Below are 25,267 nucleotides of genomic sequence, written 5' to 3'. Positions count from 1 at the left end.
TCAGTCTCCAGCCGGCGCAACGGCCGGGTTCATGGCTTTGAGCGAGCCGAGCCGCTTGCGCATCCCGCGGCTGGCGCGGGGACCCGGGACGACGACCGCATTGGCGAGGGTGATCGGACGCATGTCGGCGGCATCGACCACGATCGGATCGAACGGGCGAGCGTCGCTCCGATTCGCCAGCATGATGGATTCGCCCTTGGGCGCGAGATGCCTGTTGCCCCAGGCCAGCAGTGCCACGACCACAGGGAAGAAATCCCGCGCCTTCTCCGTCAGCACATATTCGTACCGCGGCGGCCGTTCGTGATAGCGGCGGCGGATGAACATGCCGCTCTCGGTGAGATGGGCAAGGCGCCGCGACAGGATGTTCGGCGCGATGCCGAGGCTTTGCGAAAATTCGTCGAACTTCGTCGCGCCCTGGAAGGCATCCCGCAAGATCAGGATGCTCCACCATTCGCCGACCGTCTCCACGGCGCGGCCGACCGGGCATTCCAGGATGGAGGGGGATTTCGGCTGCATGGCGGGAGCGTAGGAGAGTGGCTTGCAAAATGCAAGTCACTGGGCAGGCGGCGGCAGGTAGAGTGAGCGGTGAGGATGCGGAGGCGGGGCTGGCGGTGAGGTGCGCAGCGGGCGAGCGGTGAGTATGTGAAAGCAGGCTGGTGGTGGGATTTAAGGTAGCCGCCGGATAGCCGCTATCGTGCCCCGGACGCAGCGCAGCGCCTCTTGGCGGTGCGCTGCAGAGCCGGGGCCCATGTTGCGGAGAGCCTTGCGTGTCGCTTCCCGGCTCCGCGCAGCAGCGTTTCCCGCTGGAGCGCGTCCGGGACAAGAGAGGGAATGCGCCGTTGCCTAGCTCTCCGTCGTTGCGAGCGCAGCGAAGTAATCCAGACTGTTCCCGCGGAGGGATTCTGGATTGCTTCGCTGCGCTCGCAATGACGACGTGGAAAGAGCGTCAGCCTTTGTCGCCTAGTGCGACCGGGCCAGACAGAACGCGACCACCTGCTCCAGCGCGCTCTTCATCGGTGAGGACGGGAACAGCGCCAGCGCGTCGACGGCCATGGCGCCGTAGTGCTGAGCGCGGCTGAGCGTGTCCTCGAGCGCGCGATGCTTGTTCATCAGGCCCAGGGCGTGGTCGAGGTCGGTGTCGCCGATCTCGCCGCGCTCCAGCGCGCGGATCCAGAAGGCGCGCTCGGTGTCGTTGCCGCGGCGGAAGGCGAGCACGACCGGCAGCGTGATCTTGCCCTCGCGGAAATCGTCGCCGGTGTTCTTGCCGAGCTTGGCGCTCTTGCCGCCATAGTCGAGCACGTCGTCGACGAGCTGGAAGGCGATGCCGAGATTCATGCCGACCGAGCGGCACGCGGTCTGCTCCGCCTTCGGGCGGTTGGCGATCACGGGGCCGACCTCGCAGGCGGCCGCAAACAGCTCGGCGGTCTTGCCGCGGATCACGGCGAGATATTCGTCCTCGGTGGTCGCGGTGTTCTTGGCGGCGGCAAGCTGCATCACCTCGCCCTCGGCGATGGTGGCGGCGGCCGCGGAGAGGATGTCGAGCGCGCGGAGCGAGCCGACCTCGACCATCATGCGGAACGCCTGGCCGAGCAGGAAGTCGCCGACCAGCACGCTCGCCTCATTGCCCCAGAGCATGCGCGCCGACAGCTTGCCGCGGCGCATCTCGCTCTCGTCGACCACGTCGTCGTGAAGGAGCGTCGCGGTATGCATGAACTCGACGCTTGCAGCGAGCTTGATGTGACCGTCGCCGGCGTAGCCGGCGAGGTTGGCCATGGCGAGCGTCAGCATGGGCCGCAGGCGCTTGCCGCCGGAGGAGATGAGGTGGTTGGCGACCTCCGGGATCATGGTGACATCCGACCCGGTCCGCGACAGGATCGTGGCGTTGACGCGCTCCATGTCACCAGCGACAAGGGCAACCAGCTGTTCGATCGACGCGCCGGGAGTTTCGAAAGGTACGATGACGGCCACGCCGGTCTCCAATATTTGCCCCGGAGGGGCTATTCTGATGCAAATACAATAGAAACTGGCAGCGGATGCGGCAAGTGCCGCGGAACCATTGACATTTGCCGCTTTAGCCCCTTTCAGGCAGGAGACCTGCGTTTTGCGTGAACTGGTTCGGACCAACGACATGGTGCTGGTGTCGGCGATCGGCGCGCTGCTCGACGGCGCCAACATCCATCATCTGGTGCTGGACCAGAACATGAGCATTATCGAGGGCTCGCTGGGTATCCTGCCGCGGCGGATCCTGGTCCATGAGGATGACGCCCAGGAGGCCAGGGAGCTCCTCACCGAGGCCGGCCTCAGTCATGAACTGCGCGGCGATGATTGACGTCGTCACAGACTTCACCGAGGACGCCTTTCTCGGCGGGCAATTGCGCTTGAAGCAGAAGCGGTCCGGCCACCGCGCCGGGCATGACGCCATCCTGCTCGCGGCGGCGACGGAAGCGCAGGCGGGCGACCGTGTCGTCGATCTGGGCGCCGGCATCGGCACCGCCGGGCTGGCGCTTGGCCGGCGCGTCGCGGGAATCAGCCTCAGCCAGGTCGAGATCGATCCGGAACTGGCGGAACTCGCGCGCGCCAATGCGGCGGCGAATGCGATCGCCGCGGAGACGATCGTGCTCGACGTTACGGCCGACGCACAGGCGTTTGCGGCTAATGGCCTCGCGCCCGACAGCGTCGACGTGGTGCTGATGAACCCACCCTTCAACGATCCCGCACGCCATCGCGGTTCGTCCGATCAGACGCGCCGCACCGCGCATGTTGCGAGCGAGGAGACGCTGAATGCATGGGTGCATGCGGCGCGGCGCATCCTCCGATCGGGTGGCGCGCTGACCTTGATCTGGCGCGCCGATGGAATCGAGGAGGTTTTGGCAGCGCTGTCACGTGGTTTTGGAAGCCTGTCGATCCTGCCGGTTCACGGCGAGGCAGGACGGCCCGCGATCCGCGTGCTGGTGCGCGCAATCAAAGGCGGCCGGGCTCCGACGCGGCTGCTGCCGGGCCTCATGCTCAACGACGAGTCAGGCGTGCCTAAAAATCAGGTGAGGGAGATTCTGGAAGGGAGGGCGTTCTTGCCGCTGGCGGAGCCGCGACGGCCTACTGCGGAAGCGATTCCGACTGCTGCTCTTGCGGGGTCGTCAGACGGATCGCCATGAACAGCGCACCGACCAGCAGCAACAGCAGATAGATTTTCATGGTGTTCTCCGCTGCCTCATTGCAGCTTCCTAACGGGGAATCTGCAAAACACGTTCCGGGCACTTCCAATGACAGTCGCGTGATAAGAAATGGTTAAGCAGAGGTAACGGCATGGCCGAACAATTGAACGATCGTGAGGGTTCCGGCCTGGCCGACAAGCTCATGCAATATCTGCCGGCGCGCTTCCGTCCCGGCACGGCGGTGGTGCCGGTGGTGCGGCTGTCCGGTGTGATCGGTGCGGTGACGCCGCTGCGCCCGGGCATGACGCTTGCGGGCGTCGCGCGGGTGCTGGAGCGGGCGTTTTCGTACCGGAACGCCAAGGCGGTGGCGCTGGTGATCAATTCGCCCGGCGGCTCGCCGGTGCAGTCGCGCCAGATCTATCTGCGCATCAAGCAGCTCGCGGCGGAGAAGAAGCTGCCCGTGCTGGTGTTCGTCGAGGACGTCGCGGCGTCCGGCGGCTACATGATCGCCTGCGCCGGCGACGAGATCATCTGCGATCCGTCTTCCATCCTGGGCTCGATCGGCGTGGTCGGCGGCAGTTTTGGTTTCCAGGAGGCGATCAGGCGGCTCGGCATCGAGCGGCGGCTCTACACGGCCGGCGCGCACAAGGCGATGCTCGATCCGTTCCTCCCGGAAAACCCCGACGACGTGGCGAAGCTGAAGGCGCTCCAGCGCGAGATCCACCAGATCTTCATCGCGCTGGTGAAGGAGAGCCGCGGCGCGCGGCTGAAAGGCGCCGACGACACCCTGTTCACCGGCGAATACTGGGCCGGCGAGAGTTCGATCGCGCTGGGGCTCGCTGACGGCATCGGCGATCTCCGCTCAACTCTTCGTGCCCGCTATGGCGAGAAGGTTCTCACCCCTGTGATTGCGCCGCCGACCGGTCTGCTCTCGGGCCTTTTGGGGCGGAAATCGCCCGGTGCGGGCCAGCTTTCGGCCATGGAATCAATGGCCGGCCTGCCGGACGAGTTGATCTCGGCGGTCGAGACGCGGGCGATTTGGGCGAAATTCGGGTTCTAGGCGACACCCTCCCGCGCCATTTGGTCCGGGCCGAGCCAATTGCGGCGCGGCCCGGTCTGCGCAAGAATGTCTGTGGGGGCTGAGCACTAGACAAGGATCGACCGATGCCGCCGTTTGTCGCTTTCGCGGGCGTCCTGGGCGGGCTTGCCGTGGTCCGCTGGGCCTACAAGACCGCTGTCCGGATCAACCATGAGCTGGAGGAGATGCGCCTGTCGCGCGTCGCTGAAGCCGCCCATGCCGGGGATATTCAGAAGCTGAAACGTGACCCCGTGACCGGAGCGTATCGGCCCGGCTAGGTAGCGCCACTCGCGTCATGCCCGGGCTTGTCCCGGGCATCCACGTTCTTCGTACCGCGACCAAGGTCGTGGATGGCCGGGACATAGGCGAGCGGAAGTGACGCCGTCCTTCGGACGGCTATGCCCGGCCATGACGGAGCACAGGGCCGCTTTCCAGGCCCCCTTTGCCTTGATTCCCATCCCCGCCGTCGATACGGTCCCGCGCGATTCAACCCCCCCGCGAGAGCCTGATCTGACGATGGACGCCTCATTGCCCGCCCATATGCGCCCGGAACGCTCGTTCCAGGGCTTTATCCTCGCGCTCCAGCGGTTCTGGGCCGAGCAGGGCTGCGTGATCCTGCAGCCCTACGACATGGAAATGGGCGCGGGCACCTTCCATCCGGCGACCACGCTGCGCGCGCTCGGGCCGAAGCCCTGGAACGCCGCCTATGTGCAGCCCTCGCGCCGGCCCAAGGACGGCCGCTACGGCGAGAATCCGAACCGGATGCAGCACTACTACCAGTTCCAGGTGATCATGAAGCCGTCGCCGCCGAATCTTCAGGAGCTGTACCTGAAGTCGCTCGCCGCGATCGGCATCGATTCCGCCGTGCACGACATCCGCTTCGTCGAGGACGATTGGGAGAGCCCGACGCTGGGTGCCTGGGGCTTAGGGTGGGAATGCTGGTGCGACGGCATGGAAGTCAGCCAGTTCACCTATTTCCAGCAGGTCGCGGGATTTGAGTGCGCGCCTGTTGCCGGCGAGCTCACCTATGGGCTCGAGCGCCTCGCGATGTATGTACAGGGCGTTGATCGCGTCTACGACCTCAACTTCAACGGCCGCGAGGGCGACGCCAAGGTGACCTATGGCGACGTGTTCCTGCAGGCCGAGCGTGAATATTCGAAGCACAATTTCGAAGTCGCCGACACCGCGATGCTGTTCGAGCAGTTCAAGATGGCGGAAGCCGCCTGCCGGAAGTACCTCGACGCCGGCTGGCAAAAAAACTCAGAGTCCGGCAAGCGCGAGGCGCACCTGATGGCGCTGCCGGCCTATGACCAGTGCATCAAGGCGAGCCATGTCTTCAACCTGCTCGACGCGCGCGGCGTGATCTCCGTGACCGAGCGGCAGAGCTACATTCTTCGCGTGCGCGAGCTGGCAAAGGCCTGCGGCGAGGCCTGGATCCATACTGAAGCGGGCGGAGCGGCCTGATGCCCGATCTTTTGCTTGAACTGTTCTCGGAAGAAATCCCCGCGCGCATGCAGGCCAAGGCGGCCGACGATCTGCGCCGCATGGTCACCGACAAGCTGGTCGCCGAGGGCCTCGTCTACGAGGGTGCGAAAGCGTTCGCGACGCCGCGCCGCCTTGCACTGACCGTGCATGGCATCCCCGCGCGTCAGCCTGACCTGAAGACCGAACGCCGCGGTCCGAAAATGGGCGCGCCCGATGCGGCCGTGCAGGGTTTTCTGAAGGCGACGGGTCTAAACTCGCTCGACGAAGCCAAGATCCAGCGCGACCCGAAGGGCGACTTCTACATCGCGCTGATCGAAAAGCCCGGCCGCGACGCGATCGACGTGCTCGCCGAGATTCTGCCGGTCATCATCCGCACCTTCCCCTGGCCGAAATCGATGCGCTGGGGCGCGCGCTCCGGAAAACCGGGATCGCTGAGCTGGGTGCGTCCGCTGCACGCGATCACCGCGACGTTCGGGCCCGAAACGGAAGATCCCGATGTCGTCAAATTCTCGATCGACGGCATCGAGACAGGCCAGACCACCTACGGTCATCGCTTCATGGCGCCGGCGGCGATCAACGTACGCCGCTTCGAGGACTACGAAGCGAAGCTGAAGGCCGCCAAAGTCATCCTCGATCCGCAGGCGCGCAAGGACATCATCTTCGCTGACGCCAAGGAGCTGACGTTCGCGCAAGGGTTTGAGCTGGTCGAGGATCAGGTGCTGCTCGACGAGGTTTCGGGCCTCGTCGAATGGCCCGTCGTCATGATGGGATCGTTCGAGCCGGAATATCTCGCGATCCCGGAAGAGGTGATCCGCGCCACCATCCGCAACAACCAGAAGTGCTTCGTCGTCAGGGATTCCAAGACGGGCAAGCTGACCAACAAGTTCGTCCTCACCGCCAATATCGAGGCGGCCGACGGCGGCAAGACTATCGTATCAGGCAACGAGCGCGTGATCCGTCCGCGCCTGTCGGATGCGAAGTTCTTCTATGAGACGGACCTGAAGACGAAGCTCGAGGATCGGCTGCCGAAGTTCGAGCAGATCGTGTTCCACGAGAAGCTCGGGACTCAGGCTGCGCGCATCAAACGCATCGAACGTCTCGCCGCCGAGATCGCGCCTTTGGTCGGTGCCGATGTCGCGAAGGCCACGCGTGCCGCGCATCTCGCCAAGGCCGATTTGCTGACCGAAGTCGTCGGTGAATTCCCGGAAGTGCAGGGCTTGATGGGCAAGTACTACGCGCTGGCCCAGGGCGAGGATGCCTCTGTCGCCGCCGCGTGCGAGGAGCACTACAAGCCGCAGGGCCCCGCGGATCGCGTACCCACCGATCCGGTCAGCGTTGCGGTCGCACTTGCAGACAAGATCGACACGCTCGTCGGCTTCTGGGCGATCGACGAGAAGCCGACCGGCAGCAAGGACCCGTATGCGCTGCGGCGCGCGGCGCTGGGCGTGATCAGGCTGATCGCTGAGAACAACCTGCGTCTGTCGCTCATGAAGGTGGCAGCATCTGCACTCGCGGGCCTGTCGGTGAAGTCGGCCGATACGGAGAAGCTTCCAAGCGATCTCCTCGCCTTCTTCGCCGATCGCCTGAAGGTCCAGCTGCGCGAGCAGGGCGCACGGCACGATCTCGTCGACGCCGTGTTCGCCCTCGGCGGCCAGGACGATCTCCTGATGATCGTCCGCCGCGTCGAGGCGCTCGGCAAGTTCCTCGAGAGCGATGACGGCAAGAACTTGCTCGCTGGTATCAAGCGCGCCAGCAACATCCTCGGCATCGAGGAGAAGAAGGACAAGCGCGCGTTCGACGGTGCGCCGGATGCTGCGCTCTATGGCCTCGATGAGGAGAAGGCGCTGGCGAAGGCGATCGGCGAGGTGCAGGCGGAAGCAAGCGCTGCCGTCGCCAGGGAAGACTTTGCCGCCGCGATGAGCGCGATGGCAAAGCTGCGTCCGCCGGTCGATGCGTTCTTCGAGAAGGTTCGCGTCAACGACGACGATCCGAAGGTGCGTGAAAACAGGCTGAAGCTGCTCAACGAGATCCGCAGCGCCACGCGTGCGGTCGCGGATTTCTCGAAGATTCAGGATTGAGGCGGGGCCACAACAACGGTGTCATTCCGGGGCGTGCGAAGCACGAGCCCGGAATCCATTGAGCCGCGCGTGACGTAGAGAAATGGATTCCGGGCTCGCGCGAAGTGGCGCGCCCCGGAATGACGACCACACAAAAAAGCCCCGCCCGGCGGGGGGAGAACCGGGCGGGGCCTGATGTCCGTACTTCGCGATGCGCGCCAGCCTGATTGAAGTGACACGCCGGACATCGAGTTGATCGGAAGCGTTTTCAAGCGAAGTGGATACCGGTTCGCGTGAAGAAAACGCGTTCAGACGAGAATCTAATCCATCACCTCGACGACGCGCCGCGAGCGCGGCTCGACCAGCACGGTTGCGCCGTTTACGACGGTGTAGCGGTAGGTGGTGGCGCCGAAACGTTGCGGCACGTCATAATAAGTGACGCCGCTTTCAGGTAAGGTGGCGCCGACCACCACGCGATCCGGGACACGGAAGGCCGGCACACGTTGCTCGACGACATATTCGCGGAATGCCGGCCTCTGTTCGACCGCAATCGTCGGGCCGCTGTCGACGACAACAGGCGCGCGGCCAACGGTGAGACCGGATTGCGCAGACGCTGCGATCGGCGAGCCGAGCGCGGCGCCAAGCGCAGCGAGGGCGAGAATCCTGTTCCGCATGGGCAACTCCTTCGAACTGATTTCAGCCGGCGCTACTGGCGCGACCGGTTGCCAATGCATGTCCCCTTCGCAATGTTCCGGGAAAAGCCCTGCCGCATCAGCGGCAATTTCGGGCAGTTTTCGCGAAGCCGGGAACCTGTTCGCGCCTTGTGCGTCTCTACCCGCGGAACCCGGTCCGGTATGATCCAGCCGCGATTCGCCTCACGTCACGGAAAGACAATTCATGCACATCACCGTCGCCCACATCTCGCCGCTTCTGTCGCTGCTTGCGGGCGTGCTCATCCTGATCATGCCGCGCCTTCTCAACCTGATCGTCGCGATCTTTCTCATCATAAATGGTGCGATCGGGCTCGGATTGTTGAAGTGGCTCCATCTCTAGGCCTTCATTTTCCGGAACTCTTCGACTTGCGCGGGCCTGCCCAAAGTGGTGTAAGGCGCGCGATTTCCCTTTCCTCTCGCAGGTTGTGTGCAAGCTATGGCCAAAGCCGCCTCGAAGCCCAATAAAACTCCAGCGAAAACGCCAGCGAAATCAAAGTCCTCCGCCGCGGCGAAAGCCGCGCCGGCGGCTCGCAAGGCGCTCGCCAAGAGCACCTTGAAGAGCGCCCCGAAGCCGGTCGCCAAGGCGGCTGTAAAGTCGGCTGCAAAGCCCGCTCCGAAGCCCGCGGCGAAGGCTGCGACCAAGTCGGCTGCGCCGAAGGTTGCCGTGAAGCCCGCCCCCAAAAAGGCCGCGCCCGCCAAGGCGGCGCCAGCCGCGGCCAAGGCCGGCAAATGGGTGTTCACGTTCGGCGACGGCAAAGCCGAGGGCCGGACGGAGATGCGCGACCTGCTTGGCGGCAAGGGCGCCAACCTCGCCGAGATGGCCAATCTCGGCCTTCCCGTGCCTCCCGGCTTCACCCTCCCGACCTCGGTCTGCACCTACTTCTACGCACACGACAAGTCCTATCCGAAGGAATTGCAGTCGCAGGTTGAGAAGGCGCTCGACCATGTCGGCAAGTTGACCGGCAAGGTGTTCGGCGACGTCAAGAACCCGCTGCTCGTCTCCGTGCGCTCCGGCGCGCGTGCCTCGATGCCGGGCATGATGGACACCGTGCTCAATCTCGGCCTCAACGACGAGACCGTGGAAGCGCTGTCGGAACTGTCGGGCGACCGTCGCTTCGCCTATGACAGCTATCGCCGCTTCATCACGATGTATTCGGACGTGGTGCTCGGCTTCGAGCATCATCACTTCGAGGAAATCCTCGACACCTTCAAAGACAGCCAGGGCTATTCGCTCGATACGGACCTCAGCGCCGAGGACTGGGTCGGGCTGGTCGGCAAGTACAAGGACGCGGTCGCGCGCGAGACCGGCAAGGATTTCCCGCAGGACCCGCACGACCAGCTCTGGGGCGCGATCGGCGCGGTGTTCTCATCCTGGATGAACGCGCGTGCGGTGACCTATCGCAGGCTGCACGACATTCCGGAATCCTGGGGCACCGCGGTCAACGTGCAGGCCATGGTGTTCGGCAATATGGGCGAGACGTCGGCGACCGGCGTTGCCTTCACCCGCAACCCCTCGACCGGCGAGAGCAAGCTCTACGGCGAATTCCTGATCAACGCGCAAGGCGAGGACGTGGTGGCGGGCATCCGCACGCCGCAGGACATCACCGAGGAAGCGCGCAAGGAATCCGGTTCCGACAAGGCGTCGATGGAAGCGGCGATGCCGGAAGCCTTCAAGGAGCTGACGCGGATCTACACGCTGCTCGAGAAGCACTACCGCGACATGCAGGACATGGAGTTCACGGTCGAGCAGGGCAAGCTGTGGATGCTCCAGACCCGCGGCGGCAAGCGCACCGCCAAGGCGGCGCTGCGCATCGCGGTCGAGCTCGCCAATGAAGGGCTGATCTCGAAGAAGGAAGCGGTGACGCGGATCGATCCCGCCTCGCTCGACCAGCTGCTGCATCCGACCATCGATCCCGACGCCAAGCGCGACGTGATCGCGACCGGCCTGCCGGCCTCGCCCGGTGCTGCCTCCGGCGAGATCGTGTTCTCCTCGGACGAGGCGGCCAAGCTCCAGGCCGACGGGCGCAAGGTGATCCTGGTCCGCATCGAGACCAGCCCGGAAGACATCCACGGCATGCACGCCGCCGAAGGCATCCTGACCACCCGCGGCGGCATGACCTCGCACGCGGCGGTGGTCGCGCGCGGCATGGGCAAGCCCTGCGTCTCCGGCTGCGGCACCATCCGCGTCGATTACGGCCGCGGCACCATGAGCATCGGCTCCCGCACCTTCAAGACCGGCGACGTCATCACCATCGACGGCTCGCTCGGCCAGGTGCTCGCCGGCCGCATGCCGATGATCGAGCCGGAGCTGTCCGGCGAGTTCGGCACGCTGATGAAATGGGCCGACCAGGTCCGCAAGATCGGCGTGCGCGTCAACGGCGACACGCCGGAGGATGCGCGCACCGCGATCAAGTTCGGCGCGGAAGGCATCGGCCTGTGCCGCACCGAGCACATGTTCTTCGAGGAGACGCGCATCCGCACGGTGCGCGAGATGATCCTCTCCGAGGACGAGCAGTCGCGCCGCGCCGCGCTGGCCAAGCTGCTGCCGATGCAGCGCGCCGACTTCGTCGAGCTGTTCGAGATCATGAAGGGCCTGCCCGTCACGATCCGACTTCTGGATCCTCCCCTCCATGAATTCCTGCCGCACACCCATGCCGAGGTCGAGGAAGTGGCGCGCGCCATGAACACCGACCCGCGGCGCCTGGCCGACCGTGCGCGCGAGCTCTCGGAGTTCAATCCGATGCTCGGCTTCCGCGGCTGCCGCATCGCAATCGCCTATCCTGAAATCGCCGAGATGCAAGCGCGTGCGATCTTCGAAGCCGCAGTCGAGGCCGAGAAGCGCACCGGCAAGGCCGTCGGCCTCGAGGTGATGGTGCCGCTGATCGCCACCAAGGCCGAGCTCGACCTCGTCAAGGCGCGCATCGATGCCACCGCGAAAGCCGTGATGCGCGACACCAACACCAAGATCGCCTACCAGGTCGGCACCATGATCGAGCTGCCGCGCGCCTGCCTGCTCGCGGCCGAGATCGCCGAGAGCGCGGAGTTCTTCTCGTTCGGCACCAACGACCTCACGCAGACCACCTACGGCATCAGCCGCGACGATGCCGCGAGCTTCCTCGGGACCTACGTGTCCAAGGGCATCCTCCCGGTCGATCCCTTCGTCGCGCTCGACCAGGAAGGCGTCGGCGAGCTCGTCAAGATCGGCGTCGCGCGCGGCCGCAAGACGCGCCCGAAGCTCAAGGTCGGCATCTGCGGCGAGCACGGCGGCGATCCCGCCTCCGTCGCCTTCTGCCACGATATCGGCCTCGACTACGTCTCCTGCTCACCCTACCGCGTGCCGATCGCCCGTCTCGCCGCGGCGCAGGCGGCGCTCGGCAAGGCGATCGCGAGCCAGGCGTAAGCCGATTTGAAATGTTGAATGCGAAGAGGCGGGGCTAGGCCCCGCCTCTTTCATTTGAGGCGACACTCCACCCACACTTCATTTGCGAGCGCCCACACTCACTGTCATCGCCCGGCTTGACCGGGCGATCCAGTACGCCGAGGCCGTTGTGGTTGAGCGGACAGGCCGCGGCGTACTGGATGCCCCGGTCAAGCCGGGGCATGACACCGATGAAGCGGACACACTGCGCAAAAACAACGGAACTCGTCACGCGTCCCGTAATGATACGCGCGCGCAAGAGTTCCTTCACCATTCGCGTTGACCGAATGTTTACCGCTTTACGAGAGGCGGCGTTTACCAACGTGCATCATTGCCCGTGAAAACACCTGCAATCGCTTGAGTGTGCCGCACGCGCAACGCCGATTAACGCCCCGGCAACCTAAATTGGATATTGACGATAAAGATCGAATTGTACGGACGTACTGCGGTTCGATTTTTCTGGCGTAAGCGTAGCGTGAGCGTGTCGATGTCAGTGTTGCGTAACCATCCGAAGGGCGCGCGGTTCGCGTCCTTCGGAATCGGTCTCTGCATCTTCGCATTGATGCCGAGAGAGACCGGCTATCAGGATATCGCGTCGTTGCTGGCGCGTCAGCCCGGCGTCGCCGAGCGCTGGCAGAAGCAGGTGTTTTCCGCCGCGTCCTCGATCCAGCTCGCCACCTACAGCTTTTCCCGTCCGATCGGCACGTCGCTTCCGCAGAGCGCGATGGTTCGCCTCGCGAGCCTCGATGGTCGCGACGTCACCGGCGCGATCGGCCGCAATCCTGCGCTTCAGACGCCGCCGCGCTACCAGGCCGCCGATTTTCCCAAGGTCGATCGCTCCATGAAGGGGGATCGCCTCGCAAGCGTCACACCCACGCAGGCTCCCGAGACGACCGCACCATCGGCCGCGCCGGCACAGCAAGATCCCGCGACATCGAACAGCTCGGTGTTCGGCGCCAAGACCGCCGCGTTGCCGCAAATCATGTCGCCGGAGTCCGCGGCGGCGCTCGATCCCGAGCTTCAGGAAGCGCTGCGTGCGCCGCCGCTGCCGCAATATGCCAATCCGCCACAAGCCAGCGACGCAGCGCGCGCGTTCGCGGTCCAGCCGCTCGAGGCGCTGAAGCGGGCGACCCTTCCGGACGCAGCGCCGCGCGATCCCTTCCGCGTCAAGACCTCGAACCTGTTTTTCGGGAGCTCCTCGCTCGGCGGCAATCTCGAGAGCATCGAGAGCTGGCAGCCCGGCGCCGAGCCGCTGATCGTGATGCCCGATCCTGATATGAAGGTGACGGCCGCGCTGTCGCCGCCGTCGGCCGAGATCGCCAGGGACATCGAAAGCGGCGAGAGCGTCGCGCCGAAGGGCGAGGTCAACGCCGACAACCAGCGCGCCAGATCGCCGGCGGAGCGGCTCGCGCTCGACGACAAGTCGCGCGCAAAGGCCGAGAAGTGTCTCGCCGAAGCCGTCTATTTCGAATCGCGCGGCGAGGCCGTGCGTGGCCAGATGGCGGTTGCGCAAGTCGTGATGAACCGCGTCTTCTCCGGCAAATATCCGGACACCGTGTGCGGCGCGGTCTATCAGAACAAGCACCGCCATTTGGCGTGTCAGTTCACATTCGCCTGCGACAACAATGCCGATGTGATCCGCGAGCCCGAGATGTGGGAGCGCGCGAAAAAGATTTCGAAGGCGATGCTCGACGGCCAGATCTGGCTGCCCGAAGTGGGCAAGTCCACGCACTACCACGCCTACTGGGTGCGTCCGTCCTGGGTCGCCGAGATGAAGAAGATGTACAAGACCGGCGTCCACACCTTCTATCGCCCGCGCGCCTGGGGCGACGGCAGCGAAGAACCGAGCTGGGGCACCCCGGCCCAGACCGCCGCGCTCTCCGCCGAGCTCGCCCAGGAAGCCAAGAGCTCCGCCGAGATGGGTGTGAGCGAGCGAAGGTAATCATTCACGGAAGTTCGTCATGCCCGGGCTTGTCCCGGGCATCCACGTTCTTTGTGTTGCGAGGCGAGGCGTGGACGGCCGGGACAAGCCCGGCCATGACGGTGTGGCTCACGCCTCGATATCCAGCGCGCAGTCGAAGTTCGGCGCTGAATGCGTCAGCGCGCCGGATGAGGCGTAGTCGACGCCGGTCGCCGCGATGGCCGCGATCGAGTCCAGCGTGACGCCGCCGGATGCCTCCAGCTGGAGGCATCCCTCGTTGAGCCTGACGGCCTCGCGCAGCGTCGCGAGGTCCATGTTGTCGAGCAGCACGGCATCGGCGAGCCCGGTGCCGAGCACCTCGCGGAGTTGCGCGAGCGTATCGACCTCGATCTCGATCTTGACGAGATGACCGGCATGGGCACGAGCGCGCTCCAGAACCGGGCGGATGCCGCCGGCGACCGCGATGTGGTTGTCCTTGATCAGGATCGCATCGTCGAGCCCGAAGCGGTGGTTGAAGCCGCCGCCGCAGCGCACGGCGTATTTCTCCAGCGCCCGCAATCCCGGCGTGGTTTTTCGCGTGCAGCAGATGCGCATTTTGGTGCCTTCGGTGCGCGCGACATAGTCCGCCGTGAGCGTCGCGACGCCCGAGAGGCGGCCGACGAAATTCAGCGCGGTCCGCTCCGCCGTGAGGATGGCGCGCGCCGGGCCCGTGATCGTCAGCACGTGCTGGCCGCGGGCAATCCGTGCGGCGTCGCGGACATGTGCGCGCACCTCGATGTCGGGTGAGAGCTTTTGCAGCGTCGCCAGCGCCAGCGGCAAGCCGGCGATCACGCCAGACTGGCGGGCGACCAGGATCGCCTGCGCCTTGGTCGTCTCCGGGATCGTTGCAAGCGAGGTGATGTCGCCGGCGCGGCCGAGATCCTCGTCGAGTGCGCGATGCACGGCCTCGTCGATCGCAAGCGGCGACAGGAAGGCGTCGGGATAGAGCAGTGACGTCGGGGTGATCATGGGGGACTCCATCAGGCGGTCATCGGTCGGGCGGTGCGTGGCAGCGGACGCTCGCTCAGGCTCTCCGCGATCTCACGTGCCTCCGTGAGCGTCGTCGTCGTTCTCTGTGCCAGCGCCGGGACATCGGCCGGATGGTCGGAGCGGAAATGCGCGCCGCGGCTCTCGCGCCGGCTCCAGGCGGAAGCTGCGACGAGCAGGGCTGACGCCGCCATGTTGCGGAGTGCGATGCTTGCGGGCCCGCGTTCGACTGCGGCGAAGCTGCGCACGGCCTCCGCAAGCCCGTCACTGTTGCGGATCACGCCGACATGCGCGCTCATCATCGTTCGCAACCGCTTCACGGTGGCAGCGTCCGGCGTGCCGCCACGCGATGTCACCAACGCATCGGGAAGGCGGGCAGGCGAGGGGATCGCGCGGCCGGCGATGTCGTCGGCGATGCGGGCGGCGTAGACCACGGCCTCCAGCAGCGAATTCGAGGCGAGCCGGTTGGCGCCGTGCGCGCCGGTGGACGACACTTCGCCGCCGGCCCAGAGCCCGTCGATCGAGCTGCGGCCGCGCTCGTCCACTGCGATGCCGCCCATGTGGTAATGCGCCGCCGGCGCGATCGGGATGGCCTGCGTGGCGGGATCGATGCCGGCCGCGATGCAGCTTGCATGCACGGTCGGGAATTTGTCGGCGAAGCGCGCACCGAGCGCCTGCCGGGCATCGAGAAAGGCACCGCGCCCGGCCGCGATTTCGGCGAATACGCCGCGGGCCACGATGTCGCGCGGAGCGAGCTCTGCGAGCGGATGGAGCGCCGTCATGAAACGCTCGCCATCGCCGTTGATCAGCGTTGCCCCTTCGCCGCGCAGCGCTTCGGTTGCGAGCGGCGCCGGATCGCGGCCGACCATGATGGCGGTCGGGTGGAACTGCACGAATTCAGGGTCGGCGATGACTGCGCCGGCGCGCGCGGCGATCGCAAGGCCGGAGCCGCTGGCCTCAGGCGGGTTGGTGGTGACGGCATAGAGATGGCCGAGGCCGCCGGTCGCCAGCACCACCGCGCGAGAGGCCAGCAGGAGCGGACGTGCAGCGGGATTGCCGGCCTCGCGCAATTTAAGGCCGGTGACGGCGCCGTCCTCGGTCAACAGCGCTTCGGCGACGAGCCCTTCGATCAGTCGGATCGACGGCGTGCGGCGTACGGCCTCGCTCAGTGCCGCGATGATCGCGGCTCCGGCCCCGTCGCCGCGCACATGCACGATGCGCCGCGCCGAATGCGCGGCCTCGCGGCCGACAGCGAGCTTGCCTTCGAGGTCGCGGTCGAACGGCACGCCATAGGCGAGTAGGTCATGAATGCGTGGCGCCGCCTCGCGCGCGATGCCGAGTGCGACCGCTTCATCGACAAGACCGCCGCCGACGGCGATGGTGTCAGCGGCGTGCGCCTCCGGGCTATCGCCTTCGGCCACGGCCGCAGCGATGCCGCCCTGCGCCCATGCGGACGACGCCCCTTGTCCGAGCGGGGCGGCCGAGATCAGCGTTACCGGCCGCGGCGCGAGCTTCAGTGCACAAAAGAGTCCGGCGAGGCCACCGCCGACGATGACGACGTCATCGGTGCTGCGGGTGAGATTGTGGATGTTGTCTTGCATGTTCTGCGCTCAATTCTTCAGATTGATCATCCGCTCGACCGAACGCCGCGCGCGTTTCGCGAGCGCGGGATCGATCGTGACCTGCTCGCCAAGCGTGAGCAGGCTGTCCAGAATGTTGGCGAGCGTGATACGCTTCATGTGCGGGCAGAGATTGCAGGGGCGGAGCATCTCCACGTCAGGCAGCTCGGCGCGGACATTGTCGGCCATCGAGCATTCCGTGATCATGACTAGCCGCCGTGGCCGCCGCTCGCGCACCCAGTTGATCATGTGCGCGGTCGAGCCGGTGAAATCGGCTTCCGCCAGCACGTCAGGCGGACATTCGGGATGCGCGATGATCTGCACGGACGGGTCGGCGTCGCGATAGGCGCGCAGCTCCTCGCCCGTAAAGCGCTCGTGCACCTCGCAGGCGCCCTTCCAGGCGATGATCTTCACGTCGGTCTTCGAGGCGACATACGTTGCAAGGTAGCGATCGGGCAGGAAGATCACGGTCGGTGCGTTCAGGCTCTCGACCACTTGCACCGCGTTCGACGAGGTGCAGCAGATGTCGACCTCGGCCTTCACCTCTGCGGAGGTGTTGACATAGGCGACGACAGGCACGCCGGGAAATTTTTCGCGGAGCAGGCGAACGTCCGCGCCCGTGATGCTGTCCGCGAGCGAGCAGCCGGCGCGGCTATCTGGGATCAGCACCGTCTTGTCCGGGTTGAGCAGCTTTGACGTCTCCGCCATGAAGTGCACGCCGCATTGCACGATGATGTCGGCCTTCACCTTGGTCGCTTCGACCGCGAGCTGCAGCGAGTCGCCGCCGATGTCGGCGACGCAATGAAAGATCTCCGGCGCCTGATAGTTGTGCGCGAGGATGACCGCGCCCCGGGCCTGCTTCAGCTCGTTGATCGCCTTGATCGTCGGCGCCATCAGCGGCCACTCGATCGGGGGGATCACGTGCTTCACGCGCTCATAGAGCGGTGCAGTGGCCCGCTCGACGTCCGCAGTCCATTCCAGTGAGGGCTTCGGCAGCGCGGGGCCGGTTCGCGCTGCTATGGCGCGCGGAGGGGCGGGGACTTGGCCCTGCGGCCGGTTGGCAAAGTCGTCGGGGCCGTAAATTCCAGTGATGGGCATCGAAGCCTCCCGTGAATGCTAATTATGCTCCATGTGAGTATATATAGGGTCTGAGAAATCCGGCCGAGAGGGCCGGTGGGTCTCGCTAGAGCTCACATATACTCAATCTGAGTAAATCAAAGATAACACGCGCCTGAGCAGGCCGCTAGCCCCAGCCGCACACATTCCCGTCAAATCGCGCCCGGCGCGTCGGGGAGGGCCGCGATGAAACGCAATGCTCCGGCGGCAGCCCTTCGTGGAACGCAATCATTTTTGACTTGGGATCTTCATGCATTTGCATTAAACGCCTGACTCGCGGTTGCCTATTCCGGATCCGCCAGCGACTGATGAGGAACCCATGTCCACTCAAGCGGGCGAACTCGGTCCGGTCTCGCGTTCCTCCACCTGGCGCACCCCGGCGATCATCATTCTCTGCGGTTGTGCCATTGGCATGCTCGGCTTCGGCCCGCGCTCGGCGCTCGGGTTCTTCGTGCAGCCGATGAGCCACGAATTCGCCTGGGGTCGCGACGTGTTCGGCCTCGCGATCGCTTTCCAGAATTTGCTGTGGGGATTGGGCCAGCCCCTTGCCGGCGCGGTCGCCGATCGCTTCGGCCTGTTCCGGGTGATGTGTGTCGGCGCGCTGCTTTACGCCGGCGGCCTGCTGCTGATGCGCTATTCCTCGACGCCGCTGTCGCTGAATCTCGGCGCGGGCGTGATGGTTGGCTTTGGTCTCGCCGGCTGCTCGTTCAACCTGGTGCTGTCGGCCTTCACCAAGCTGTTGCCGGCCGAGAAGCGCGGCCTCGCGCTCGGTGCCGGCACCGCGGCGGGCTCGTTCGGGCAGTTCCTGTTCGCGCCCATTGGCGTCGCGCTGATCGACAATTTCGGCTGGCAGCAGGCGCTCACCGTGTTCGGCTTCCTGATGCTGCTGATCATCCCGCTGTCGCTGGCGCTCTCGACGCCGCCGGTGGCAACCACGGCCAACACGGCGCCGGCGGATGAGCAGACCTTTACGAAAGCGCTCGCCGAAGCCTTCGGCCATCGCTCCTATGTGTTGCTGGTGCTCGGCTTCTTCACCTGCGGCTTCCAGCTCGCCTTCATCACCGTGCATCTGCCGGCGTTCCTGGTCGATCGCGGCATCTCGACGCAAACCGGCGGCTGGGTGATCGCGGCGATCGGCCTGTTCAACATCATGGGATCGCTGAGCGTCGGCTATCTCCAGAACTCGCTGCCGAAGCGCTACATCCTCTCCGCGATTTATTTCACGCGCGCGCTTGCGACGCTCGCCTTCATCTCGTTCCCGATCACGCCGTTCTCGGCGATCGCATTCGGTGCGGTCTCCGGTCTGACCTGGCTGTCGACGGTGCCGCCGACCTCGGCGCTGGTGGCGCTGATGTTCGGCACGCGCTGGCTCGCCACGCTCTATGGCTTCGCCTTCGTCAGCCATCAGGTCGGCGGCTTCCTCGGCGTCTGGCTCGGCGGCATCGTGTTCGAAAAGTTCGGTTCCTATACGCCGATCTGGTGGCTCTCGATCCTGTTCGGCGTGCTGTCCGCGCTGATCAATCTTCCGATCGTCGAGAAACCGGTTCAGCGAGCGGTTGCGCAGCCTGCCTGATCGGCTAAACATCCCCTGAAACAAGTCCAGGAGTTCAGTCGTGGCCACATTCAAGGCGATCCGGATCGACAAGGCGGACAAGGGCACCACCGCCGCACTCACGCAGTTCGACGACGCCGAACTGATGGACGGTGATGTCACGGTCGGCGTGGAATGGTCGACGCTGAACTACAAGGATGGCCTCGCGCTCACCGGCAAGGCGCCGGTGGTGCGTCGCTTCCCGATGATCGCCGGCATCGATTTCGCCGGCACGGTTGAAACCTCCTCCCATCCGCAATGGAAGGCGGGCGACAAGGTCGTCTGCACCGGCTGGGGCGTGGGCGAGACCCATCTCGGTGCCTATGCCGAGAAGGCGCGGGTCAAGGGCGACTGGCTGGTCGCCTTGCCGCAGGGCCTGTCGGCGCGCGACGCCATGGCGATCGGCACGGCCGGCTTCACCGCGATGCTGTCGGTGCTGGCGCTGGAGAAGCACGGCCTGTCGCCGAAGAGCGGCCCTGTGGTGGTGACGGGCGCGGCCGGCGGCGTCGGCTCGGTCGCCACCGCCGTGCTCTCGAAGCTCGGTTATCACGTCATCGCCTCGACCGGCCGCGCCTCGGAAGCCGACTATTTGAAAGAGATCGGTGCGGCCGAGATCATCGACCGCAATGAATTGTCGGCGGCGGCCAAGCCCCTCGCCAAGGAGCGCTGGGCGGGCGGCGTGGACAGCGTCGGCTCGACCACGCTCGCGAATCTCCTGTCGATGACGAAGTATGGCGGCGCAATCGCGGCGTGCGGCCTGGCGGCCGGCATGGACCTGCCGTCTTCTGTCGCACCCTTCATTTTGCGCGGGGTGTGCCTTCTCGGCATCGATTCCGTGATGTGCCCGATCGAGCCGCGGAAAGCCGCCTGGCAGCGTCTGGCCTCGGATCTGGATCGGACAAAACTATCTGAAATTACTCATGAAATTCCGATCGAGGAAGTTTCGGAATGGGGCGCGAAAATACTCGCCGGCCAGGTCCGCGGCCGCATCGTGGTAAAAATTGTCTAACGGCGTTCAGACTTTACCAACCAAGCTGCTTCAATGTTGCCTTGGTTAGTATGGTAAGCAGCGGGTAAAGAGATAAGGCATCGCCCGCGCTGGGGTTGGTTCGGAGTTGAGCATGCTTGCGCGTATTGTGTTGGGGGCTGTCACGGCGGCAGCGACGTTTGTGCCGGCCATTGCAGGAAGCATGAACGCCGACGAGGCGCGCCGCTTCGTTGCCGGCAAGGTGTTCGCGTTCACCTGCTTCGACGGTACCCGCGGCGCAGGCCGCATCCTCGACGACCTTGGCGCCGCCGGCGCGGTGCAGTTCTCGGGCGCAGGCCCGGTGAAGCATCTCCGCCTGCCCGGCAACACGCTCCAGATCCGCGGGCAGAACGTCTGCGCCTCGATCAAGGGCATTCCGTTCGAGCCCTGCTTCAACCTGGAAAAGACCGACGATCGCAGCTTCCGCGGCTCGGTGTCGGGCATGGGCTTCGCCTATTGCGACTTCCACCACCAGGGCGGCAATCAGATGCTGATGGCGCGCGCCGTGGCGCGTCCGCGTTCGCTGCGCTCTTCGGAGCGCACCGGTTCGGTCGCTGCGTCCAATACTGAAGTCGCCGCGCGCGTCGAGACGCCGCGTGTCGAGAGCAGCCGGCTCGAGCCGGTGAAGTCCGAAGCCAGATCGGAGCCCGCCAGGAACGACGCTCCGCTGGAATTGCGCCGCTCGACCCAGTGAGCTGGCTGCGCGGGACCGCCCGCGCATTTTGTCGTTGAAAATATTCATCGGTCACCAAGCCGCCGCGCCGTAGTCATACGGACGGCGGCTTTCATGCCTTGGTAGCGACTCGCGTCCCAGTTTGCGCAGGGCCGGGGGGTGCAAGGGTACTACGATGTCGCTGTATTTCTTTCGCATCAGCACCGGTCGTTATTCCGGCGCCGCCGACCAGCCGTACGAGTTCGAGGATCGCGCCGCCGCTTGGGCCGAGATGAGCGAGGTCTGCGCCAACCTGCTCGGCAGCATCGCGCGCAACCTGAAGCCGAACGCGAAGTGGAGCATGGAGCTGCTCGACGAGAACAAGAAGCCGGTCTTCCGCGTCAGCCTGGTCGGTGAGACCGTGTGCTGATGACCGCGAACGGGCAACCGTTAACGGACGCCAGCGCGTGCAAATCCGCGAGTTCCATTTCATTGCACGTGAAAAGTGTGCAACTGCAGTAGTTTAAGCACGATTTCAGTATTTCTACCCAGGCTGCCGCGGCCACCCTTAACGTTAATGAGTAACCTCGCGGTTAGCCTTCCCGGACTGTTCACGCGCGTCGGCGCGGCAATGCGTATCCGGGGATTATGTCGATGATGTTCATTCAGAACCTGCGAATTGGCACCAAGCTCGCTGTGACCTCGGCACTCACCATCGCGCTCGTCGCGCTGATGATCGTCCTCCAGATGAACGGCGACGCTGCGGTTCAGAAGCTCAGCAATGGGGCATCGGGGCAGCAGTCGATCGCGCAAAGCGCCGCGGAAGCCAAGGCGTCGGTCCGCGGGATGCAGATCGGCATTCGTGACATCCTGAGCTCCACGTCGCCGGCCGAGTTGCAGAAGGCCGTCACCTATTTCAACGATCGGCAGACCGCGGCCCTGAAATTCGCGGACGAGATGGCGAAGCTGTCGCGCTCGCCGGAGAATCACAAGCGGATCGACCGCCTGATCGTGTTGGTCGGCAATTTCAGCAAGGGGCAACAGCAGATCGAAGCGATCCGCAAGCAGGAGCTCGCCCTGAGCGCGAAGAAGGACGGTGAAGCCGCAGCGCCGCTCGCAAAGCTCGTGGCCGAGGTCGACCGCATCCGCAAGGAGATGCTGGCGCCGATCAACGAAGAGATCTCGGAGCTGACCAACGAGATCATCAACTTTGCCAAGCAGAAGAGTTCCGAAGCCCGCGCCGAAGCCGAAGCTGAGGCCGCGTCCGTCGCGCGGACCTCGTTCGTCGCCGGCGTGCTGGTCGCGCTGGTTTTGATCGGGGCGTGCATCTTCTCCGTCTTCAGCATTGCGCGGCCCATGCGCGCATTGACGGCGGCGATGGAGAAGCTCGCCGGCGGCGATTTCTCCGTGGTGCTGCCGGGCCTCGGCCGCAAGGACGAGGTCGGCGAAGTCGCCGGTGCCGTCGAGAAATTCAAGATCGTGTCCGAACAGAAGGCGCGAGAGGACGCGGAAGCCAAGTCGCGGCAGGATCAGCTCGCGGCCGAGCAGCGCAAGTCCGAGATGCGCAGGCTCGCCGACAGCTTCGAAGGCGCCGTCGGCGAGATCGTCGGTACGGTGTCGTCGGCTTCCACGGAGCTTGAAGCATCCGCCACCACGCTCACCTCGACCGCGGAGCGCACGCAGCAGCTCACCACCGTGGTCGCGGCGGCCTCCGAAGAGGCCTCCACCAACGTGCAGTCGGTGGCGTCGGCAACGGAGGAGCTGTCGTCGTCGATCACCGAGATCAGCCGCCAGGTGCAGGAATCTGCGCGCGTCGCCAGCGAGGCGGTCGGCCAGGCCCGCACCACGACCGACCGTGTCAGCGAGCTGTCGAAGGCGGCGACGCGGATCGGCGACGTCGTGGAGCTGATCAACACCATCGCCGGCCAGACCAACCTGCTGGCGCTCAACGCCACGATCGAGGCCGCGCGCGCCGGCGAAGCGGGCCGCGGTTTTGCCGTGGTCGCCTCCGAAGTCAAGGCGCTCGCCGAGCAGACCGCGAAGGCGACCGGCGAGATCGGCCAGCAGATCGCCAGCATTCAGGCCGCGACCGAGCATTCGGTCGGCGCCATCAGGGACATCAGCGACACCATCGAGAAGCTGTCGGAGATCTCCTCGGCGATCGCCGCTGCGGTCGAAGAGCAGGGCGCCGCGACGCAGGAAATCTCCCGCAACGTGCAGCAGGCGGCGGAAGGCACCCATCAAGTGTCGTCCAACATCACCGACGTGCAGCGCGGCGCGAGCGAGACCGGCTCGGCGTCCTCGCAGGTGTTGGCGGCGGCGCAGTCGCTGTCCGGCGACAGCAATCGCCTCAAGCTCGAGGTCGGCAAGTTCCTGGGTACCGTTCGCGCGGCCTGACCAAAACCGCAGGGAGAGCCTTGCTCCCTGCGCAACTCTCGGAACGCAAGAGCGGCGTCGATCGCGGTGAAAACTCCGTGTTTCTACGGCAAACGTGGTTAAGGGAAGCGGAATGGTTTTTGGACGAAGTTCATGGGAATTCAGCCGCTTGAGCGGCAACGTCCATGAAGGATTCCAGTCATGCATTTTCTCGGCCGCTTCCGCATCCTGAGCAAGATCCTCGGGATCGTCCTCCTGCTGTGCGGGATCGGCGCCGCGATCGCCTGGATCGGCGTCTCCGCCCTCAGCGATCTCAGCGAAAAGGCCGACGTGATGTCGACCGCGGCCAAGCGGGCCCTGCTCGCCGCGCGCGCCAACCAGAACGTCATCGCGCTGAACCGCGCTGAATTCCGCAGTGCGCTTGATCCGCGTGACGACAATCGCCTCGCCGCGCGTGATGTCATCAACGCCCAGCTCAAGCAGTATCAGGAGCGTTTCGACGAGGTCAGCCAGACCCCGGACGAGAAGGCCAAGACGCTGCTCCCGGGCGTGCGTGAGGCGTTCTCGGCCTACAAGAGCCAGATGGACACGACGCTCGCGGCCGTCGATGCCGAGAAGTCGGCGAAGCTCAGCGACAGCGCAGACAAGCTGCGCGACATCGCGATGAAGAGCAGGACCGCTGCGGAGAACCTTCAAGGCAAGATCCGCGAACTCGCCGATCGGCTGAATACGCGTGTCGAGGAGAAGAGCAAGGAAGCGCGCGAGCAGTATGAATCGACGTCACGCTTCCTGATCATCCTCGCAGGCCTCGGTGTCATCATCGGCGGCGCGTTGGGCTTCATCATCGGTCAGTACGGCATCGCGCGGCCGATCCGCATGATCGTCGGTGTGCTCCAGGAGCTTGCCTCCGGCCGCTATCAGGTCGAGATCGCCGGCCTTGATCGCAAGGACGAAGTCGGCGAAGTCGCCAAGACCGCGGAAGTGTTCCGGGAGAACGGCCTTGCCAAGATCCGGATGGAAGCCGAGCAGAAGGAGATGGAGCAGCGCAGCGCGGCGCAGCGTCGCCAGGACATGCTCCGGCTTGCCGACCAGTTTGAAACCGCCGTCGGCGAGGTGATCGAGACCGTGAGCTCGGCCTCGACCGAGCTCGAGGCTTCCGCGACGACGCTGACCTCGACCGCGGAGCACGCGCAGCAGCTTGCGACGGTGGTCGCTTCGGCCTCTGAGGAAGCCTCCACCAACGTGCAGTCGGTGGCCTCGGCGACCGAGGAGCTGTCGTCCTCGATCACCGAGATCAGCCGCCAGGTGCAGGAATCCGCGCGCGTGGCGAGCGAAGCCGTCGGCCAGGCCCGCACCACCACCGAACGTGTCAGCGAACTGTCGAAGGCGGCAACGCGGATTGGCGACGTCGTCGAGCTGATCAACACCATCGCCGGCCAGACTAACCTGCTGGCGCTCAACGCCACGATCGAGGCTGCGCGTGCAGGCGAAGCTGGCCGTGGCTTCGCCGTCGTCGCTTCCGAAGTGAAGGCGCTTGCCGAGCAGACCGCGAAGGCCACCGGCGAGATCGGCCAGCAGATTTCCGGCATCCAGTCTGCTACCCAGGAGTCGGTCGGCGCCATCAAGGACATCAGCGACACCATCGAACGGCTGTCGGAGATCTCTTCGGCGATCGCGGCGGCGGTGGAGGAGCAGGGCGCGGCGACGCAGGAGATCTCCCGCAACGTGCAGCAGGCGGCGGAAGGCACCCATCAAGTGTCGTCCAACATCACCGACGTGCAGCGCGGTGCGAGCGAGACCGGCTCGGCGTCGTCGCAGGTGCTTTCGGCTGCGCAGTCGCTGTCCGGCGACAGCAACCGCCTCAAGCTCGAGGTCGGCAAGTTCCTCACCACGGTGCGCGCCGCCTGAGGGCGGCCGTCCTCACCCCATCGTCCGCCGATTGCAACCGCCGCGCGAGGACGCGTGGCGGTTCGCATGCGTCCGCAGCCGATGCCGCGGTGAGAAGGTCTGCACGGTTAACCTTCCGGAAAACCGAT

At 65.4% G+C, this 25,267-nt stretch carries 21 protein-coding genes; 15 read left to right on the top strand and 6 right to left on the bottom strand.

The window, feature by feature from the left end; all coding sequences use genetic code 11:
• Together AB7290_RS33760 and AB7290_RS33755 are read right to left on the bottom strand one after the other, a co-directional pair.
• Entirely contained in the window at positions 1 to 516 is a 516-nt protein-coding gene (locus AB7290_RS33760) for a winged helix-turn-helix transcriptional regulator (protein WP_085402554.1), read from the bottom strand.
• A 444-nt stretch (positions 517 to 960) separates the two neighbouring features.
• Positions 961 to 1,968 (bottom strand): polyprenyl synthetase family protein, encoded by a 1,008-nt coding sequence (locus AB7290_RS33755; protein ID WP_085402593.1) that lies wholly within the window; start codon positions 1,966 to 1,968, stop codon positions 961 to 963.
• A 133-nt stretch (positions 1,969 to 2,101) separates the two neighbouring features.
• Here AB7290_RS33755 and AB7290_RS33750 point away from each other — a divergent pair, with 133 nt between their 5' ends.
• From AB7290_RS33750 to glyS, 6 genes are all read left to right on the top strand, one after another.
• Positions 2,102 to 2,329 carry a putative signal transducing protein gene (locus tag AB7290_RS33750; RefSeq protein ID WP_014497336.1) on the top strand — a complete coding sequence of 76 codons (228 nt, stop codon included), beginning with the start codon at positions 2,102 to 2,104 and terminating at the stop codon, positions 2,327 to 2,329.
• Entirely contained in the window at positions 2,322 to 3,152 is an 831-nt protein-coding gene (locus AB7290_RS33745; RefSeq protein ID WP_135215919.1) for a tRNA1(Val) (adenine(37)-N6)-methyltransferase, read from the top strand. Before AB7290_RS33750 ends, AB7290_RS33745 begins: the two co-directional genes overlap by 8 nt.
• A gap of 151 nt (positions 3,153 to 3,303) precedes the next feature.
• Positions 3,304 to 4,212 carry a S49 family peptidase gene (locus tag AB7290_RS33740; protein ID WP_085402555.1) on the top strand — a complete coding sequence of 303 codons (909 nt, stop codon included), beginning with the start codon at positions 3,304 to 3,306 and terminating at the stop codon, positions 4,210 to 4,212.
• A gap of 104 nt (positions 4,213 to 4,316) precedes the next feature.
• A complete protein-coding gene (locus AB7290_RS33735) occupies positions 4,317 to 4,508 on the top strand; it encodes a hypothetical protein (RefSeq protein ID WP_071916131.1) in 192 nt (63 codons plus the stop codon).
• A 238-nt stretch (positions 4,509 to 4,746) separates the two neighbouring features.
• Positions 4,747 to 5,694, top strand: coding sequence for a glycine--tRNA ligase subunit alpha (locus tag AB7290_RS33730; protein ID WP_028153882.1), 948 nt, complete (start codon positions 4,747 to 4,749; stop codon positions 5,692 to 5,694).
• Positions 5,694 to 7,793 carry a glycine--tRNA ligase subunit beta gene (gene glyS / locus AB7290_RS33725; RefSeq protein WP_085402556.1) on the top strand — a complete coding sequence of 700 codons (2,100 nt, stop codon included), beginning with the start codon at positions 5,694 to 5,696 and terminating at the stop codon, positions 7,791 to 7,793. Before AB7290_RS33730 ends, glyS begins: the two co-directional genes overlap by 1 nt.
• A gap of 299 nt (positions 7,794 to 8,092) precedes the next feature.
• Here glyS and AB7290_RS33720 read toward each other — a convergent pair whose 3' ends face one another.
• Complete coding sequence (locus AB7290_RS33720; RefSeq protein WP_038944551.1) at positions 8,093 to 8,446, bottom strand: DUF1236 domain-containing protein; 354 nt, start codon at positions 8,444 to 8,446, stop codon at positions 8,093 to 8,095.
• 223 nt (positions 8,447 to 8,669) lie between these two features.
• Between AB7290_RS33720 and AB7290_RS33715 the strand changes: the two genes are divergently transcribed.
• The 3 genes from AB7290_RS33715 to AB7290_RS33705 all read left to right on the top strand — a co-directional run bounded on the left by AB7290_RS33715 (position 8,670) and on the right by AB7290_RS33705 (position 13,845).
• Positions 8,670 to 8,825 (top strand): DUF3096 domain-containing protein, encoded by a 156-nt coding sequence (locus AB7290_RS33715; protein ID WP_014497329.1) that lies wholly within the window; start codon positions 8,670 to 8,672, stop codon positions 8,823 to 8,825.
• Between the two features lie 96 nt (positions 8,826 to 8,921).
• Positions 8,922 to 11,885, top strand: a complete 2,964-nt coding sequence (ppdK, locus tag AB7290_RS33710) for a pyruvate, phosphate dikinase (RefSeq protein ID WP_085402557.1) — start codon at positions 8,922 to 8,924, stop codon at positions 11,883 to 11,885.
• A gap of 505 nt (positions 11,886 to 12,390) precedes the next feature.
• Positions 12,391 to 13,845, top strand: a complete 1,455-nt coding sequence (locus tag AB7290_RS33705) for a cell wall hydrolase (protein WP_085402559.1) — start codon at positions 12,391 to 12,393, stop codon at positions 13,843 to 13,845.
• A 108-nt stretch (positions 13,846 to 13,953) separates the two neighbouring features.
• Here the strand turns inward: AB7290_RS33705 and nadC are convergent, their stop codons facing one another.
• Genes nadC through nadA form a run of 3 tightly spaced genes read right to left on the bottom strand, consistent with a single transcriptional unit; the run spans position 13,954 to position 17,567 of the window.
• The gene (nadC, locus tag AB7290_RS33700; protein ID WP_085402560.1) at positions 13,954 to 14,832 is read right to left on the bottom strand and encodes a carboxylating nicotinate-nucleotide diphosphorylase; all 879 of its coding nucleotides are present in this window, start codon (positions 14,830 to 14,832) and stop codon (positions 13,954 to 13,956) included.
• Positions 14,833 to 14,843: 11 nt separating this feature from the next.
• Entirely contained in the window at positions 14,844 to 16,451 is a 1,608-nt protein-coding gene (locus AB7290_RS33695) for an L-aspartate oxidase (RefSeq protein ID WP_135215920.1), read from the bottom strand.
• A 9-nt stretch (positions 16,452 to 16,460) separates the two neighbouring features.
• Positions 16,461 to 17,567, bottom strand: a complete 1,107-nt coding sequence (nadA, locus tag AB7290_RS33690; protein WP_085402562.1) for a quinolinate synthase NadA — start codon at positions 17,565 to 17,567, stop codon at positions 16,461 to 16,463.
• 337 nt (positions 17,568 to 17,904) lie between these two features.
• Between nadA and AB7290_RS33685 the strand changes: the two genes are divergently transcribed.
• From AB7290_RS33685 to AB7290_RS33660, 6 genes are all read left to right on the top strand, one after another.
• Positions 17,905 to 19,158, top strand: coding sequence for an MFS transporter (locus AB7290_RS33685; RefSeq protein ID WP_135215921.1), 1,254 nt, complete (start codon positions 17,905 to 17,907; stop codon positions 19,156 to 19,158).
• A 40-nt stretch (positions 19,159 to 19,198) separates the two neighbouring features.
• Positions 19,199 to 20,185 carry an acrylyl-CoA reductase (NADPH) gene (gene acuI, locus AB7290_RS33680; protein WP_085402564.1) on the top strand — a complete coding sequence of 329 codons (987 nt, stop codon included), beginning with the start codon at positions 19,199 to 19,201 and terminating at the stop codon, positions 20,183 to 20,185.
• 112 nt (positions 20,186 to 20,297) lie between these two features.
• A complete protein-coding gene (locus tag AB7290_RS33675; RefSeq protein WP_085402565.1) occupies positions 20,298 to 20,897 on the top strand; it encodes a hypothetical protein in 600 nt (199 codons plus the stop codon).
• Positions 20,898 to 21,051: 154 nt separating this feature from the next.
• A complete protein-coding gene (locus AB7290_RS33670) occupies positions 21,052 to 21,285 on the top strand; it encodes a DUF6894 family protein (protein ID WP_028152150.1) in 234 nt (77 codons plus the stop codon).
• 224 nt (positions 21,286 to 21,509) lie between these two features.
• The gene (locus tag AB7290_RS33665) at positions 21,510 to 23,252 is read left to right on the top strand and encodes a methyl-accepting chemotaxis protein (protein WP_085402595.1); all 1,743 of its coding nucleotides are present in this window, start codon (positions 21,510 to 21,512) and stop codon (positions 23,250 to 23,252) included.
• 180 nt (positions 23,253 to 23,432) lie between these two features.
• Entirely contained in the window at positions 23,433 to 25,139 is a 1,707-nt protein-coding gene (locus tag AB7290_RS33660; protein ID WP_085402566.1) for a methyl-accepting chemotaxis protein, read from the top strand.
• The last annotated feature ends 128 nt before the right edge of the window (positions 25,140 to 25,267 follow it).

This window comes from Bradyrhizobium sp. 613_E4_N2_2 (assembly GCF_052075995.1).
Classification (GTDB): Bacteria; Pseudomonadota; Alphaproteobacteria; order Rhizobiales; family Xanthobacteraceae; genus Bradyrhizobium; species Bradyrhizobium barranii.
Note: the sequence above shows the minus strand (reverse complement) of the source record. Positions and strands in the feature narration are given on the sequence as shown.

Bases quoted from the DNA above. Each gene is read 5' to 3' on its own strand.
- AB7290_RS33760 (WP_085402554.1), bottom strand. From the start codon at position 516: ATGCAGCCGAAATCCCCCTCCATCCTGGAATGCCCGGTCGGCCGCGCC.
- AB7290_RS33745 (WP_135215919.1), top strand. From the start codon at position 2,322: ATGATTGACGTCGTCACAGACTTCACCGAGGACGCCTTTCTCGGCGGG.
- AB7290_RS33740 (WP_085402555.1), top strand. From the start codon at position 3,304: ATGGCCGAACAATTGAACGATCGTGAGGGTTCCGGCCTGGCCGACAAG.
- AB7290_RS33735 (WP_071916131.1), top strand. From the start codon at position 4,317: ATGCCGCCGTTTGTCGCTTTCGCGGGCGTCCTGGGCGGGCTTGCCGTG.
- AB7290_RS33730 (WP_028153882.1), top strand. From the start codon at position 4,747: ATGGACGCCTCATTGCCCGCCCATATGCGCCCGGAACGCTCGTTCCAG.
- glyS (WP_085402556.1), top strand. From the start codon at position 5,694: ATGCCCGATCTTTTGCTTGAACTGTTCTCGGAAGAAATCCCCGCGCGC.
- AB7290_RS33720 (WP_038944551.1), bottom strand. From the start codon at position 8,446: ATGCGGAACAGGATTCTCGCCCTCGCTGCGCTTGGCGCCGCGCTCGGC.
- AB7290_RS33715 (WP_014497329.1), top strand. From the start codon at position 8,670: ATGCACATCACCGTCGCCCACATCTCGCCGCTTCTGTCGCTGCTTGCG.
- ppdK (WP_085402557.1), top strand. From the start codon at position 8,922: ATGGCCAAAGCCGCCTCGAAGCCCAATAAAACTCCAGCGAAAACGCCA.
- AB7290_RS33705 (WP_085402559.1), top strand. From the start codon at position 12,391: ATGTCAGTGTTGCGTAACCATCCGAAGGGCGCGCGGTTCGCGTCCTTC.
- nadC (WP_085402560.1), bottom strand. From the start codon at position 14,832: ATGATCACCCCGACGTCACTGCTCTATCCCGACGCCTTCCTGTCGCCG.
- AB7290_RS33695 (WP_135215920.1), bottom strand. From the start codon at position 16,451: ATGCAAGACAACATCCACAATCTCACCCGCAGCACCGATGACGTCGTC.
- nadA (WP_085402562.1), bottom strand. From the start codon at position 17,567: ATGCCCATCACTGGAATTTACGGCCCCGACGACTTTGCCAACCGGCCG.
- AB7290_RS33685 (WP_135215921.1), top strand. From the start codon at position 17,905: ATGTCCACTCAAGCGGGCGAACTCGGTCCGGTCTCGCGTTCCTCCACC.
- AB7290_RS33675 (WP_085402565.1), top strand. From the start codon at position 20,298: ATGCTTGCGCGTATTGTGTTGGGGGCTGTCACGGCGGCAGCGACGTTT.
- AB7290_RS33670 (WP_028152150.1), top strand. From the start codon at position 21,052: ATGTCGCTGTATTTCTTTCGCATCAGCACCGGTCGTTATTCCGGCGCC.
- AB7290_RS33665 (WP_085402595.1), top strand. From the start codon at position 21,510: ATGATGTTCATTCAGAACCTGCGAATTGGCACCAAGCTCGCTGTGACC.
- AB7290_RS33660 (WP_085402566.1), top strand. From the start codon at position 23,433: ATGCATTTTCTCGGCCGCTTCCGCATCCTGAGCAAGATCCTCGGGATC.